This is a genomic window from Flavobacterium lotistagni (genome assembly GCF_011392125.1).
Taxonomy (GTDB): domain Bacteria; phylum Bacteroidota; class Bacteroidia; order Flavobacteriales; family Flavobacteriaceae; genus Flavobacterium; species Flavobacterium lotistagni.
In genome coordinates this window covers 1-15,508 of sequence record NZ_JAAJBU010000011.1, presented here as the reverse complement: position 1 = coordinate 15,508, position 15,508 = coordinate 1, and the positions used below count along the sequence as shown (strand labels likewise).

14 protein-coding genes are annotated in these 15,508 nt (G+C 39.4%); 7 read left to right on the top strand and 7 right to left on the bottom strand.

Going from position 1 to position 15,508, the window contains the following annotated elements:
* The first annotated feature begins 68 nt into the window (after nt 1-68).
* Nucleotides 69-521 carry an Lrp/AsnC family transcriptional regulator gene (locus G4D82_RS11825; RefSeq protein WP_166337502.1) on the top strand — a complete coding sequence of 151 codons (453 nt, stop codon included), beginning with the start codon at nt 69-71 and terminating at the stop codon, nt 519-521.
* Between the two features lie 265 nt (nt 522-786).
* Here the strand turns inward: G4D82_RS11825 and G4D82_RS11820 are convergent, their stop codons facing one another.
* From G4D82_RS11820 to G4D82_RS11795, 6 genes are all read right to left on the bottom strand, one after another.
* Nucleotides 787-2,421, bottom strand: coding sequence for a T9SS type A sorting domain-containing protein (locus tag G4D82_RS11820; RefSeq protein WP_166337501.1), 1,635 nt, complete (start codon nt 2,419-2,421; stop codon nt 787-789).
* Nucleotides 2,422-2,586: 165 nt separating this feature from the next.
* Complete coding sequence (dnaN, locus tag G4D82_RS11815) at nt 2,587-3,705, bottom strand: DNA polymerase III subunit beta (RefSeq protein WP_166337500.1); 1,119 nt, start codon at nt 3,703-3,705, stop codon at nt 2,587-2,589.
* 97 nt (nt 3,706-3,802) lie between these two features.
* Complete coding sequence (gldG, locus tag G4D82_RS11810) at nt 3,803-5,482, bottom strand: gliding motility-associated ABC transporter substrate-binding protein GldG (protein WP_166337499.1); 1,680 nt, start codon at nt 5,480-5,482, stop codon at nt 3,803-3,805.
* Nucleotides 5,482-6,207, bottom strand: a complete 726-nt coding sequence (gene gldF / locus G4D82_RS11805; RefSeq protein ID WP_166337498.1) for a gliding motility-associated ABC transporter permease subunit GldF — start codon at nt 6,205-6,207, stop codon at nt 5,482-5,484. The genes gldG and gldF overlap by 1 nt, the downstream gene beginning before the upstream one ends.
* A 68-nt stretch (nt 6,208-6,275) precedes the next feature.
* Nucleotides 6,276-6,572 carry a putative quinol monooxygenase gene (locus G4D82_RS11800; RefSeq protein ID WP_166337497.1) on the bottom strand — a complete coding sequence of 99 codons (297 nt, stop codon included), beginning with the start codon at nt 6,570-6,572 and terminating at the stop codon, nt 6,276-6,278.
* 39 nt (nt 6,573-6,611) lie between these two features.
* Nucleotides 6,612-7,460 (bottom strand): SAM hydrolase/SAM-dependent halogenase family protein, encoded by an 849-nt coding sequence (locus G4D82_RS11795; protein ID WP_166337496.1) that lies wholly within the window; start codon nt 7,458-7,460, stop codon nt 6,612-6,614.
* Nucleotides 7,461-7,565: 105 nt separating this feature from the next.
* Here G4D82_RS11795 and G4D82_RS11790 point away from each other — a divergent pair, with 105 nt between their 5' ends.
* The 4 genes from G4D82_RS11790 to G4D82_RS11775 all read left to right on the top strand — a co-directional run bounded on the left by G4D82_RS11790 (nt 7,566) and on the right by G4D82_RS11775 (nt 10,960).
* Nucleotides 7,566-8,516, top strand: coding sequence for a PhoH family protein (locus tag G4D82_RS11790; RefSeq protein ID WP_166337495.1), 951 nt, complete (start codon nt 7,566-7,568; stop codon nt 8,514-8,516).
* 289 nt (nt 8,517-8,805) lie between these two features.
* Nucleotides 8,806-9,756 carry a phosphoribosylaminoimidazolesuccinocarboxamide synthase gene (locus G4D82_RS11785; protein WP_166337494.1) on the top strand — a complete coding sequence of 317 codons (951 nt, stop codon included), beginning with the start codon at nt 8,806-8,808 and terminating at the stop codon, nt 9,754-9,756.
* Between the two features lie 140 nt (nt 9,757-9,896).
* On the top strand, nt 9,897-10,268 hold the full coding sequence (locus G4D82_RS11780) for an ankyrin repeat domain-containing protein (RefSeq protein WP_166337493.1): 372 nt from the start codon (nt 9,897-9,899) through the stop codon (nt 10,266-10,268).
* Nucleotides 10,269-10,444: 176 nt separating this feature from the next.
* Nucleotides 10,445-10,960, top strand: coding sequence for a hypothetical protein (locus tag G4D82_RS11775; protein ID WP_166337492.1), 516 nt, complete (start codon nt 10,445-10,447; stop codon nt 10,958-10,960).
* A 173-nt stretch (nt 10,961-11,133) separates the two neighbouring features.
* On the opposite strand, the gene G4D82_RS11770 is transcribed toward G4D82_RS11775, so the two are convergent.
* Nucleotides 11,134-12,222 (bottom strand): M42 family metallopeptidase, encoded by a 1,089-nt coding sequence (locus G4D82_RS11770; RefSeq protein WP_166337491.1) that lies wholly within the window; start codon nt 12,220-12,222, stop codon nt 11,134-11,136.
* A gap of 88 nt (nt 12,223-12,310) precedes the next feature.
* On the opposite strand from G4D82_RS11770, the gene G4D82_RS11765 reads away from it, so the two are divergent.
* Complete coding sequence (locus G4D82_RS11765) at nt 12,311-12,985, top strand: DUF4294 domain-containing protein (protein ID WP_166337490.1); 675 nt, start codon at nt 12,311-12,313, stop codon at nt 12,983-12,985.
* A 73-nt stretch (nt 12,986-13,058) separates the two neighbouring features.
* Nucleotides 13,059-15,107 carry an Ig-like domain-containing protein gene (locus G4D82_RS11760; protein WP_166337489.1) on the top strand — a complete coding sequence of 683 codons (2,049 nt, stop codon included), beginning with the start codon at nt 13,059-13,061 and terminating at the stop codon, nt 15,105-15,107.
* Nucleotides 15,108-15,508: the final 401 nt, after the last annotated feature.

The following is a 15,508-nucleotide window of genomic DNA, read 5'->3' as shown; positions in this document are numbered from 1 at the left end:
TAAATTTGAATTCGATTCAGCTATTTAATAGATTATCTATAATCCACTAATAGCTTATAAACATTACCATGGACACTACTGACAAAAAACTTCTAGGTTTACTACAAACTAATGCTAGCTTAACAACCAAAGCGCTTTCGCTGAAATTGAATCTTTCTGTCACTGCGGTATATGAACGAATCAAGAAACTAGAGCGTGAAGGCACTATTGAAAAGTATGTAGCACTGCTAAATCGTTCTAAAATTGAGATGGGGTTTGTGGTATTTTGTCATTTGAAGCTCGTTCAACACACCAAAGAGTTCGTCACTAAGTTTGAAAACGAGGTGGTGAAACTAAAAGAAGTACTGGAATGTTATCACGTAAGCGGCGATTACGATTACATTTTAAAAATAGCCGTGAAAGACATGGAAGCCTATCGCGAATTTCTGGTAACGAAACTCACTACCTTAGATCATATTGGCAGCACCCACAGCACGTTCATGATTTCTGAAGTAAAATATACGACCAAAATAGAACTTTAAAAACGTCGTTGTTCTGCACTTAAATTTATTTTAAAAATAAAACCGCAACCCTAAAGCTGCGGCTTCCCCAAAAAATCGTAAACAGAATGTTGTGGGTACAATTCCATTCGGTTGGCTTGTAAATATTGCGCAAACCTAAAAAGCACGGTAACTTTTAACAATACCCAATGAGAATTCGCAGGGTTTGAATTAGAATTCGCCAACATTTATTACGCTAATTGGGTTTACCGCTAGTGCAACCCACCGAATAAAATCTACAAAAACATTACTTCTTGATTACTTTATAGACTTTTGAAGTATTCTCAGCCAATATTTTAACGAAATAAGTTCCGGCAGCAATAGCGGATAAGTTGGCTGTGTATTCCTTGGATTGAATAGGTTCGGATTTGATGATTTGCCCCAATGGATTGGTTATCTCAATTTTGTCTATTGATTGTCGACTGACTAAGTGTATAAAATCTGTGGTTGGATTTGGAAACAGCTTTACGTCAACCATTTCATTGTTATCAACATTCAAGGTTGTGTAGCATTTTACGTATTTACCAATTCCTTCTTGCCTGAAATTACATAAAGCGTTTCGATGTAAATAGAATCTTATTATTCCTGAATTATTTCCAGAAAACCATTCTAGGTCACCAATTCCGCCTGCATGATTTACACTAGCATCTTCATTGGTAATGGTCACGTATCCAGGCGTATAAACACCATTTATTTCTAAATAATCAATTCCAAAAATATAATTTGTATTGGGCTGGACTACTACGTTGCAATACTCGCCAAAATAGGAATTGTCACTTATTTCTTCCCACGAACCAGTGCAAGCCGGTGTGAATGTAGCTTGAGGTCTGAGCCCGTATACTGCATTGGTGCAATAGACAGTATCGGTGGTGAAACTTCCGCTCACCCAACTACTTTGATTATCTGCATCACAATTTGACCGCAACCAATAATAATAGACCGTACCACTGAGCAAACCAGTGAAATTGACAGTATTAGTTGTAGTACTTGACCAAGTTGTAGGCGTTGCATTTATCGTACTCATAGCGTATTGATAGCCGTAATAAGGATCTGGATCGGGAGTTTGCCAATTTAGCTTTGCCGAAAACGGCCCGATGTTACTGATGTTAGTCATTTGTGGCGGCGTGCAAATCGAAAACGATCCTGCCTTGGTCCAAGTGCTGCGAATATTGCCGCAATTAGAACGAACCCACCAAGTATACCCCAGTGAATTATCTAGATTTGTCAGCAACGCATAGGTGTTAGCGGTTGCTCCAGTTACAACCTGAGAGGCGGTATTGGATGGATAGGCCGATGAACTACTTACGTAATATTCGTAGCCGTCGGATGGAGTAGATACCGAACTGTTCCATGACAAACTCACGCTTGAACTATCCAAAGTACTCGATGTGTACGAAGTTGGTGGAAGACATAACGATTCGGAACTCAACAGCATCTTTGTTCGATTGTTGGGCACAGTGAGGCAATTAGAGCTTAAATGATTGTAATAACGGATTATACCTGTATTTGTACCAGATGACCATCTTAGTATACCAAAACCTGAGGCATAAACTACCGTTCCAGTTTCGTTAGTGATGGTTATAAAATCTTGATAACCAGCTTCAGGTTGACTTGATATCATTACAATAAAAGTATAATATCTATTGGGCAGGATGTTTACTTTCGTGTAAAACCCATTAGCCGTATTAGCTGAAATTACTTCTGCGTCACCGGAATAGTTGGGTGTAAATACAGTTCCTGCTTCGGAGCCGGTGGTGCACTGTGCATTGGTTGTCGCGTATATAAAAAGCAGCAGGAGACTACAAACAATAGCAAAGTCATTCAAGTGTAACTTTCTATTTGAAAATTTCCTTTTACTAAAGATAATATTTGAAATCTTCATAATGATTTGTTTAAGATAATACTATTTTAAATTGAATTGCTAAAGTATATTTGTTGAGATTGAGTAAGTTACTTTTTCTGATAAGTGCGGCAAACCACTTAGTAACTGCAAAAAAAAACCGCGAATCCAAAAGAACTCGCGGCCTGTATAAAAAATAAATTGGGTTTAGTTGTTCAGCATCACAGGCATCACAAGCATAGTGACCGTTTCGCCATCTTCGAGACCGTCTACCGGGGTTAAGATTCCCGCGCGGTTCGGCAATGACATTTCGAGCATAATCATATCCGATTGTAAATTGGTCAACATTTCGGTCAAAAAGCGCGAATTGAAACCGATTTGCATATCGTCACCTTGGTAATCACAAGTTAGTCTTTCTTCTGCTTTGTTAGAGTAATCGATATCTTCAGCAGAAATATTGAGTTCGGCACCGGCAATCTTCAATCGGATTTGGTGTGTAGTTTTGTTTGAGAAAATAGCTACGCGACGTACAGAACTTAAAAACTGCGTGCGGTCTATCATTAATTTGTTCGGGTTTTCTTTTGGGATAACCGCTTCGTAATTTGGATATTTTCCGTCAATCAAGCGACACATTAGTACGTAATTATCGAACGAAAAAGTGGCGTTTGAATCGTTGTATTCGATTTTTATCTCAGCATCAGAAGTTCCTAGAATACTTTTCAAAATATTCAACGGCTTTTTGGGCATGATGAAATCGGCTACTTGAGAAGCTTTTACATCGGTTCTGGCATATTTTACCAACTTGTGCGCATCGGTAGCCACGAAAGTTAAACCTTCTGGCGAAAACTGAAAAAACACTCCAGACATTACAGGTCTTAAATCGTCGTTACCGGCTGCGAAAATAGTTTTACTGATAGCAGTAGCCAAAACATCGGCAGGTACTAAAGTAGTCGAAGGATTATCCAAACTCACTGATTTAGGGAATTCATCACCAGGAGCATAAGCCAAAGCATATTTACCCGAATTTGAACTAATTTCAATTGTGTTGTTCTCTTCCACAGTGAACGTTAAAGGTTGTTCTGGGAACGTCTTTAAAATTTCGAGCAATAATTTGGCGGGTACTGCCACGCTGCCTTTGCTGGTAGAATCAATTTCTAAAGTGGCCGACATGGTGGTTTCTAAATCTGAAGCGGAAACAGTTAAGGTTTTGCTGTTCAGTTCGAAAAGAAAATTGTCTAAAATAGGCAAGGTGTTGCTGCTGTTAATTACGCTACCCAATACCTGTAGTTGTTTTAATAGATAAGAACTCGATACAATAAATTTCATTTGCTCTAAATTTTATGGGATGCTTTTAAAGACTAGATGACATCCATTTTACAAATATATCCTAAACTGCCTAATAACAAAAAGAATTTTATTAACATTAGCGGGCATAGCGTTTCCTTCGCAAATAAGTGAACAGTGCACCAAAAATCAGTAGTACAATGATTGGTATTCCGACAGTTATCCATTGCGTTTTAGTGTATTCGGCGTATACTTTTTCCTTATCGAGTAACGGCAAGTTGACTTCTTTGCTTCGGATGTTGATAAGTCCGGTATCGTCGAGCAGGTAATTCACACAATTCATCATCAGCTCTTTGTTCCCGTAGAGTTTGTTGGTCCATTTGTCATAACCGAGTTCGAGCGGTTGGAAGTTTTTGTCAAGTTGATTTCTGATCAAATCGCCGTCAGAAATCACAATCATTTTGTTGTTTTTTCCAATGGGTTGAAACGTTTTTTCGGCGAATGGCAACACGCGATTTTCATAAACCGAATGAAATTTTCCTTCAAGTAAAACCGCCATCGGAATATTACCGGAATTGATGAACTCTTTTTGTTCCGGTCTTTCAGAAACCATATTCAAATTTACTTCTACCGGAGTTCCAACGCGTTTTGAATAAGGCGATGATTGCAAAAGCACGGTTTTTTTAATTCCGTTTTTGAGCGTGTCCATGCCATTGGCGAACTCAAATTTCAAAGCATCTACATTGGTTACTATTGGATTTTTTGAACTCGGATATATCAACGGTGAATAAAACCATGGATATTGCGTGTATTGTGTAGCGCTGCCTTGCTCACCAGTTGCAAGAGCGATTGGTGTAGCCATCACATCTTTTACTAAAGTTGGGTTGATGCGAACACCATACTTGAAAAACAAATCGTTCAGGTTCAAATCGAACGGATAGGCAAGACTAGAGCCTGCGTCATTGTATAAACTGTCCATTTCAATATTGACTTGATCCACGAGCCATAGCGTTTTTCCGCCATTGATAATGAATTGATCCAATACTTGTTTTTCTTCATCGGTAAATTTCTCAGTTGGTTTAGCGATGATGGCCAAATCGTAGCGTTTGAGATATTTTAAGGTTTCGTTGGGCTGTTTGGCTACAGAATCTAGTGTGAAAGTCCCGATGAAATAGTTCTCGCGTACCTGACGGATGAAATCGGCCATCAGTAAATCGTGTAATTCTCCGTTTCCTTTGATGACAGCCACTTTCTTCTCTTTGGCTTTCGCAACTGTATTGAAGGCGTTGGCAAAAGCGTATTCCAGATGTTGCACCGAACCTACTACTTTTTCGGCTGTGGAGGCGCCCATGATGTTTTTCAGTAACGGAACTTTGGTGCTTCGACCGCGATAAGTTGCAATGGCCCAAGGGAAAACCACTTCTTCGGTTTGTTTGCCTTTGTCTTGAACTGTAACATTCACTGGTGTTAAGCCGCGTTCAAGAAAAGATTGGATGATGGTGTCGCGTTCTTCTTCGTTTTCAATTGGGTTCACAAATTGGAAAGTGACGTTCTTATTGTAGGCTTTGAATTCTTCAAGGATTTGCTGGGTTTCGGTCTGCAACTTTTTGAATTCCCCGGGAAATTGTCCATTAAGAAATACGTCTACAATGAGTGGTTCTTTTACTTCCTTTAGAATTTTCAACGAAGTTTCGGAAAGCGTATAACGGTGGTCCTGCGTTAAATCAAAGCGATAAAAAAATCGGCTAGAAACGATATTCAGAGCTAACAATAAAGCCAACAGCAACCACAATGGTTTGTAATATTTAAAGTGTGCCATCAGTTCTTTATTGATTTTAATTTGAACACAGTAAACGATAGAAAAACAACGGTTAAGCTTGTGAAATAAACCACATCACGAGTGTCAATGACTCCGCGCCCCATGCTTTTGAAATGGCTGTCCATACCGATGGTAGCAATCAGGTTTTCGGCACTAGGAAAATTAACTGCCAAACCATCAAACGCAAAATAGAAAAAGAAGCACAAAAAAACTGAAAGAATAAAAGCTACAATCTGGTTTTCAGTCAAAGCCGAAGTAAAAATTCCAATCGAACAGTAAGCAGCAATTAAAAACAAAAGCCCAAAATAAGAACCCATGGTGCTGCCCAAATCGATATTTCCGGCTGGCATTCCTAGAGAAGAAATGACGTAAACGTAAACTAGAGTTGGCAAAATTGCGATTGTAATCAATAGCATCGATCCGAAAAATTTACCATTCACTATTTGCCATTGGCTCAATGGTTTGGTTAAAAGCAACTCAAGTGTTCCTTGTTTTTTTTCGTCAGAGAAACTACGCATTGTTACCGCTGGAATTAAGAAGATCAGAATCCATGGCGCGATGGTGAAAAAAGGGCTCATATCTGCGAAACCGCTATTGAGAATGTTGTAATCGCCTTCAAACACCCAAAGGAATAAACCGTTGAGCAGTAAAAAAATCGCAATCACGAGATAACCTACAGGCGATCCGAAAAACGATTTGATTTCACGAAGTAATATTGCTTTCATATTTTGTTATCAGTTGTTGCTTGCCAGTCAACGGTTGACAAAAAACCGAAAACTGAGAGCCAAAAACGTTATGTTAAACTCATTAATTTATCTACACTCCAAGCTTCAGGTTTGTCGTTGAACAGTTTTTTTGTAAAATTCCAAACATCATAAAACAATTCCGAACGGCGGTAATTCTCCAAGTCATCTTCAGTTTCCCAATAGCTGTAAGTAAAGAAAATACTCGGGTTGTGCTTGTCTTGATACAGTTCCAATAAACGGTTTCCTGGCGCGTTTCGTATCTTGGATTTCATCAATTCAAAATTCTCTAGGAAAGCAGTAATATTTTCAGGATGAAAACTCATTTTGACGATTCTTACAAACATAATGATGCGGTTATCTATTGATTTTGTTATTTGGTTAATCTATTTGAAATTGATGGTTATTGTATCGCGGTAGCTCAATCCGAGCAGGCTTTCGGCAGTTCCAACACTTTTTGGATTGCTTCTGAAAATTGCGATTTCAAGATAACCGGCTTCGTTGAAAATTGCCAGTTTATCGCCTTCGTAATTTTTTATCGGATAATTCCCGGCGCCAGAAATATCAGAATATTTCGCCCAGATATTCTTGATTGGCACCGAGCGACGTTGACTTTGGCCTTGCATGACTGGTATTTCATATGGTCGTCCTTTGGCTATTTCCAGAAACAGTTTTTTAGAGATATTCGTCACTACGTTTCCAAAATGATCAACATAAATCACGTGGCCTTTAATTGAATTTTTATCTGAAGCCACCACGGGTTGCAGTTCTGTGATTTGTTTGATTTCAAAGATTTCCTTGCCAATAACATTTAATAATCCGCCTTTAGCTATATGACAAGCGACTTTTACGAAAACGTCTAAATCAGTGGCTTCTACAGGCAATCGGTCGTGAATATTTATGGAAACGATCTTTTGTGGTTTGATGTATTGTGTAAGCATGCTCAGGATTCCGTTGTCGGCGCAAATGAAATAGTGGTCGTTCCATTGCATGGCCAAGTGCTGGTTTTCATTGTTGCGTTCTAAATCGACCCCAATCAAATGTATACTGCCTTTGGGAAAATTAGAATAACTCGCGCCGATGATATAACTCGCTTGGGTAGTATTAAACAAATCAATGTCGTGCGAAATATCGACAATCACGGCTTGGGCAAAGTCTGAAAGGATTTTTCCCTTCAAAGCACCAACAAAATGATCCCGCAAGCCATAATCGGTAGTAAGCGTAATTATTGACATAAAATTGTTTATAAATAAAAAAGCAACCGAACTGAAAAACTTATTAAATTTGGTTGCAAAGCTAGTAATTCTAGCCACAAATTTTTAATTTAAAACGACTTCCTTTTGAACGAAAGAATTATCGAACTCGACGACATTGCACCAAAAGAATTCTGGGGCGCACAAGATGCTCATCTTGAAACCATTAAAAAATACTATCCCAAACTCAAAATCGTCGCTCGCGGCACTACACTTAAGGCTTTCGGCGAGAAGGAAGTGCTCGACGAATTCGAAGTTCGTTTCAATCGGCTCATGCAACATTTCTCACGTTATAATCGCATTGACGACAATGTGATTGAGCGCGTTATCCAAAGCAATTCGCAAGACGAACAACGCATGCCTGACCATGAAAAAATCTTAGTACACGGTATTGGCGGAAAAATCATCAAAGCGATGACTCCCAACCAACAATTGCTTGTGGATACGATCAACAAAAACGATATGGTTTTCGCAGTTGGTCCAGCAGGAACAGGAAAAACCTACACAGGAGTTGCACTGGCAGTTAAGGCGCTTAAAGATAAAGAAGTAAAGCGGATTATTTTAACCCGTCCGGCAGTTGAAGCAGGCGAGAACTTGGGCTTTCTACCGGGCGATATGAAAGAGAAACTCGATCCGTATATGCAGCCTTTGTATGATGCGCTTCGGGATATGATTCCGCCACAATCTTTGGAGGATTACATTCTGAAAGGTATCATTCAGATTGCACCGTTGGCTTTCATGCGCGGACGAACACTAGACAACGCTTTCGTAATTCTCGATGAAGCCCAAAACACGACGCATTCGCAGATGAAAATGTTCCTGACCCGAATGGGAAAAAATGCCAAGTTCATGATTACCGGCGATCCGGGCCAAGTCGATTTACCAAGAAGAACCATCTCAGGTTTGAAAGAAGCTTTATTGGTCTTGAAAGACATAGAAGGCATCGGCATCATTTACCTTGATGACAAAGACATTGTTCGCCACCGATTGGTGAAGAAAGTCATCGATGCCTACAAACAAATCGAAAACCAAGATTAAACTTGAATAAACAAAAGCAGCCCATTGCGGAATTGAACTTTACTTTATCAATTGCCTAGCTACTGATGCCAAAACCAATTTGATTGTTATTTTTTTTCAATGAATATAACAACGAAGTACCAAATAAATAAGAGTAATTTTCTTTAATCTGTGTATGAATAACTCTTGATCTAATTCAAGTTTATTTTTCTATCCAGACATTTCGCATATGGTTTTAATTCTATTTATTGTTTTGCACAACCAATAGAACTGTATACTTTTGTGGCACTCCAACAACAACACAATTAAAATGAATACGATTACCACTACAAATTTTAATTTTCCCAATCAACGTTCGGTTTATCGCGGAAAAGTACGCGAAGTTTATAATATTGACGAGCATTATTTGGTGATGATTGCCACCGATAGGCTCTCGGCGTTTGATGTAGTTTTGCCCAAAGGCATTCCATACAAAGGGCAAATTCTAAATCAGATTGCTACCAAATTCATGGAACTTACTCAAGATATTGTTCCAAATTGGTTGATAGCTACACCAGATCCGAATGTGGCGGTGGGCCATTTGTGCGAACCTTTTAAAGTTGAGATGGTGATTCGGGGTTATTTGTCAGGACATGCAGCTAGAGAATATGCCGCCGGAATAAGATCACTTTGTGGTGTCTCGCTGCCAGAAGGTTTGAAAGAAAACGACCGTTTGCCCGAGCCAATTATTACTCCAACTACTAAAGCGGATAATGGCGAGCATGATGAAGACATTTCACGTGAAGCTATCTTAGCCAAGGGCATCGTTGCTGAAGCTGACTATTTGGTTTTGGAGCATTACACTCGGGCCTTATTCGAAAGAGGAACTCAGATTGCCGCCGAAAGAGGATTGATTTTGGTGGATACTAAATATGAGTTCGGCAAAACCAAGGAAGGTAAAATTGTCTTGATTGATGAAATTCACACGCCAGATTCTTCGCGCTATTTTTACTCGGAAGGATACCAGCAACGACAGGGAAGAGGTGAGGAGCAGAAACAACTGTCGAAAGAATTTGTTCGTCGGTGGCTAATTGAGAATGGTTTTCAAGGCAAAGAAGGGCAAGTGGTTCCAGAAATGACCGACGATTATATTGATTCGGTTTCAGAGCGATACATCGAGCTGTATGAAAATATTATCGGGGAAAAATTTGTTAAGGCAGACATTAGCGAAATTCACAGGCGGATTGAAAACAATGTGAACGCGTATTTAGAAACGATATAGTTCTTCGTGAAATAAAGATCTAGGCCTGCATTTGTTGTGGGCTTTCTTTTTTTAAATAAATGTTAAATAGAAAAGATTCCAGTAACGATTTTTTGCGATGAAAGTCTATTGGCGATAATCATCAATTAAATCAAAGAATCATGAAAAAATCAATCATTTATTTAGGTTTGGTGTTGGCAAGTTTTACTACACCAATGACAGCCACCACAGTTTTGGCTCAACAAAGTAGTTCGGTTCCTTACGGTAAGAGTACACCGTTATGCGTTGCCATTCAAAAAGGAGAATTCGATTTAGTAAAAAAAATGGTCGAATATGGCGCAGATGTTAATGAAAAGTCATACGGAATGACTCCGCTCATGGTTGCTGCGCGATATAATAAAACAGAAATCATTAAATACTTATTGGCTCACGGTGCCGATGCTAGGGTAAAAGACGAGAAAGGATTTACGGCTTTGAAATATGCCGAGCTATCGATAGCCACAGACGCGGCAGCCATTTTGAAGCAAGCCTAATATATAGAAAGCCAGTGAAACCAACCGCTGGCTTTCTTTTTTGATGTTTTTCTAGATACTTTTAAATGTTAATATTTAGTTAAAATTAAGTACTATGCAAAACAAGGTATTTGTTTTTGACCTTATCTTTGTATAGGAAATTAATAGAAACATCATCATCAATAAAAAATCAAATCATGAAAACAACTATTCTTTTAATCGCAACGCTTTTAGTTTTAAATCAAACTGAAGCCAAAACTTTTACTACTACTGAAAATGTAGCTTCTTTTACAGCAGATATCGAGCAAAATGATCTTTTTGTTACCAATGAATTTGGTTTGGATAAAAGGAACTTTGCGCCTGTAGAAGACCAAATGATATTCAATCCAGCGGTAGTCATCAATAACTCTTACAGTAAAAGTATTGAAGAAGTAATCGCTCAAGACAACCAAATTATTGAAAGTAATATTGTAGACGAAGGCGTTCGTTTTTATCAAGGTGAAACTACTGAAAGTCAGATTATTGAAAACAACCAAATCATTGATAGTGCACCTGAAAACGAAATCCGTCCGTTGTATTTAGACAGAACTATCGAAGATCAAATTGCCGAAGGAAATGCAATTATCGATAACAATCAAACTAGCGTATACCAACCTCTAGATTTTGAGGTTATCAACGCCAAAAACAATAAACAAACCCAAGTGAATTTGTAATAAAGCAACAATTCTTTCACAAAAAAAGCATCATGATAACCGTGATGCTTTTTTGTTGCACTAATTTTCATAGCCCTGATGGCAGCGGCATCCTTTTTAAACCTTCTAGGTTGCCAAAACCTCGAAGGTTTGAAAAGATATAGCGGACAGCAGGAAAAAGCTTCTAAAAATTCTTATTTGAAATACGAAAAATCGTCTTCGTTCTTAATATTCAATAAGGTTTCGTAAATCAGTTTGATCACGTTCTCGACATCTTCTTTATGCACCATTTCAACCGTCGTGTGCATGTAGCGCAATGGTAAAGAAATCAGCGCCGAAGCTACGCCACCATTACTATAAGCAAACGCATCAGTATCGGTTCCGGTAGCTCTTGAAGTCGCGTGACGCTGGAAAGGGATTTTGTTTTTCTCGGCCGTATCGACAATGAGTTCGCGCAATTTATTTTGAACAGCTGGCGCATAGGCAATCACCGGGCCTTTGCCCATTTGCAGGTCGCCTTCGATTTTCTTTTCGATCATTGGGGTAGTAGTGTCGTGGCAAACATCGGTCACAATCGCCACGTTAGGTTTGATGGTATTGGTGATCATTTCGGCACCGCGCAACCCGATTTCTTCCTGAACCGAATTGGTGATGTATAATCCGAAAGGCAGTTTCTTTTTGTTCTCGTGCAGCAGGCGCGCTACTTCGGCAATCATGAATCCGCCCATGCGATTGTCTATGGCGCGGCAAACAAATTTATTTTCGTTCAAAATCATGAATTCGTCTGGGTAAGTGATGACACAGCCAACGTGAACACCGAGTTTTTCGACTTCGGCTTTGGTACTGCAACCGCAATCGATAAAAATGTTGTGCAAGCTGGCAGATTCTTCCTTACCGCGGTTTCTGGTATGAATGGCCGGCCAACCGAAAACGCCTTTGACGATGCCGTTTTTGGTGTGAATGTTCACGCGTTTGGAAGGTGCAATTTGATGATCGGAACCACCATTTCTGATTACATAGATTAGTCCATTATCAGTAATATAATTAACGTACCACGAAATTTCGTCAGCATGGCCTTCGATAACGACACGGTATTTTGCATTTGGGTTAATGACTGCCACTGCGCTTCCGTAGGTATCGGTGATGAAAGTGTCTACGTAGGGTTTGAGATAGTTCATCCAGATTTTCTGGCCTTCTACTTCGTGTCCGGTAGGTGAGGCGTTATTGAGGTATTGTTCTAAAAACGTGATTGATGATTTCTTTAAGATCGATTTTGTACTCATGTTGATGGTTTTCAAATTTTGGCTAATTTATAAATTTGGCACTATAGTTGGCAATTAATGATTAATTTTGAATCGTAAATTTTCTGCTATGAAGTTTAGTTTTTTCACCCTTAGCTTTTTTTTATTTTTATTGCCACTACAAGCTCAGATTATAGAGCAAGATACCACCAAAATGGGTTACGTATTAAAAGACACCGATACGATTTCCGAACCCATCCAATTAGAAGAAATTACTGTTTACCGCAATTATACCGATGCCGAAAGCCGCAAGCAATTTTTACTGTTGCGCAATCGGGTTTATAAAGTTTATCCGTACGCTAAAGTAGCAGCAGATAGGTTGACGGTACTCAATAAAAATATGAATGCGCTGAAAACCAACCGCGAGAAAAGAAAGTATTTCAAGATTGTTGAAGATTATATGCAGAACGAGTTTGAACCGAAACTCAAAAAGCTTTCCAGAAAACAAGGTCAGATTTTAGTAAAATTAATCAATCGCCAAACCGGCTTTACAACTTATGAACTTATTAAAGATTACAAAAGCGGTTGGAAAGCTTTCTGGTCTAATGCCACTGCCAACGCTTTTGATATTAGCCTTAAACGAAAGTACAATCCATACGAAGACAACGAAGATTTCCTGATTGAAACCATTTTAGTCCGCGCGTTTGACCACGGCAGATTAGTAAAACAGGAAGCTGCAATTCCAATTGATTACGATAAGCTATCAGATTATTGGGAAGAAAAAGCCAAACAAGTCAACAAGTAATCTGAATTTTATTCTGAAATAGAGTTTGTTACCAAATAAAAATATATATTTTTACGCGGTATCAAACTTTTTTATGAGAAAACTTTGCCTAACAATCGTTCTTGTTTTTACTTGTTTCAACCTAGCGCAAGCCATCAACCCAAACGGAATCACAGGTAATTTCAGCATTTGTCTGCCGGGTCCATTAACCACACAATTAACCGGTAGCGGCACACCAGCTTCAGTCAATCCATGGACATCATCAAATACGGCGATAGCAACAGTAAATAACTCGGGTTTGGTTACTGCAACAGGGGCACTCGGCGCAACCACTATTACCTATAACGATAATTTGGGAAATAGTTATGCGCAAAACGTTTATGTTTCCACTTATCCCACTATTAGTAGCCCTTCTGGAAATTATTCAACTTGTGCCGGAGGAGTCTTTCAATTAAACGGTTCGTTATTTCCTCACCCAAATACTCCTTGGCAATCATCCAATACAGCTATTGCGACGGTTGACAACACAGGATTAGTTACAGGTGTATCTGCGGGCACTTGCACAATTACTTATATGAATTTAGGAGGTTGTACGGCCACACGAACAATTACAATTAATCCGTTGCTTTCCCCGACAATTGATTGTGGTAGCTGGGCAAATAATAGCAGAACGTTTAGCTGGAATGCGGTTTCTGGAGCTACTACTTATGCCATCGTATATACTATCAACGGTGGTTCATTCGTTTTTGGTGCGACAGGTAATGTATTAGCTTTTACGGTCAACAATGTACTTGAAACTGATTTAGTGAATCTATACGTAACTCCATCAGGTCCAGTGGGAAGTTGTTTTACTACGGGAGTCAGTTGCCAGTCGGTAGTGCCATGTCCGGAAGCTGGTATTCTAACCGGAAATCAAAATATTTGTGTCGGCAGCACTACCTCATTTACTTCGACTGAGATAGGTGGAACTTGGTCTAGTTCAAATAATGCCATAGCTACCGTGAATCCTACAACTGGTGTAATAACAGGTGTTTCGGCTGGTACAGCTATCATGACATACACAGTTGTTGGAATTGCGCCCTGCCCTGATGCAATAGCTACGAGAATGGTGACGGTGAATGCGCAGCCAGAACAACCAAGTCTTCAAGGTTTTCAAGGTATTTGTGTAGGATCATGGACAATATTTACAGCCGATCCGCCGGGAGGAACTTGGAGTTCTTCTAATAATGCTGTAGCCATGGTTGATTCTACTGGATTTATTCTCGGTAATTCAGCTGGAGTGTGTACAATTTCATATACTATATCTGGCTCCGGAGGTTGCTCAGACAGGATTGCAACTAGAAATGTCGCGGTATCCACAACCCCAACAATAGTATTAGCTTCAGCACCTAATACAGCCAACCAAACAGTTTGCGAAAACACTCCCATAACGCCTATAGTTTATAATATAGGTGCTTTTAATGCCCAAGACGCCATGGTAATAAATTTGCCTGCAGGCGTTTCGGGAGCTTATAGTGCGGGAGTTCTGACCATTTCTGGAACGCCAGCCGTGTCAGGAACCTTTCCCTATTCAGCGGTAGCAGTCGGGCCTTGTGGAAGCGATTCTTTGTCTGGTACTATTACCGTAAATCCGTCCGTAAGCACCACCATGTTTTGTGATCCAAGTGGGGTTATCTTCCCAAATTCGGTTCGAATTGATTGGGCCAATATTGTGGGTGTTACAAGCTATGAGTATGCATATTCCATCGATAACGGGCCTGTCGTGACGGGTACAACCAACATTTCTAGCTATGAAATTTTAGAGGTGCAACCCGGACAAAGTGTCAACTTTACGCTGACCAATGCATTAGGCGTTTCTTGTTTCCAATCCGTTTCTGTTACTTGCAGTAATTTGGCTAACGAATCGTTCGAAATCGATACTTTTCAATCTTTTCCGAATCCGGTAACAGACATTTTGAAAATCATTAGTGCCGCCGAAATCAGCCAACTAGAGATTACCAACGCTTTAGGTGAACGAATCCTTCAAAAAAACTTTGCTTCAAAAACGGTCGAAGTCGATATGTCAGGCATGGCCGCGGGAATTTATTTGGTAAAATTGTCTGCAAATCATGCTGTAAAAACGTTCAAAGTTATTAAGCAGTAATGTATTACTTTTTATAGCGTGCCCCTTTGGGTCGGGCTATTCGCTGCAAGTCCTCGCTTTGGCTGCGGGCTTTCCGCTGCTATCCCTCACGCGGCCTTGAGTAAACCACCACTTTTTCGCACAGATAAGACATACTTTCTCAACAACAAATTCTGCTGCAGGGAGTTATCAACTTTATGAAAAAAAGATTGTAAAAGATTTGCTATAAAGTAAAAAGAGTTTTTATCTTTGCAGCCCGGTTTGCGGGGAAGGTTCTTGTAAAATACTGATAAAGAGGTTAGAGAAAATAAAATAAAAAATATTTTCAAAAAACCCTTGCAGAAGAAAAAAGAATCTTTACTTTTGCACCCGCTTTGAGAATGAAAGCGAAGAAAGAAGAAGAAACGTTCATAGACATATTG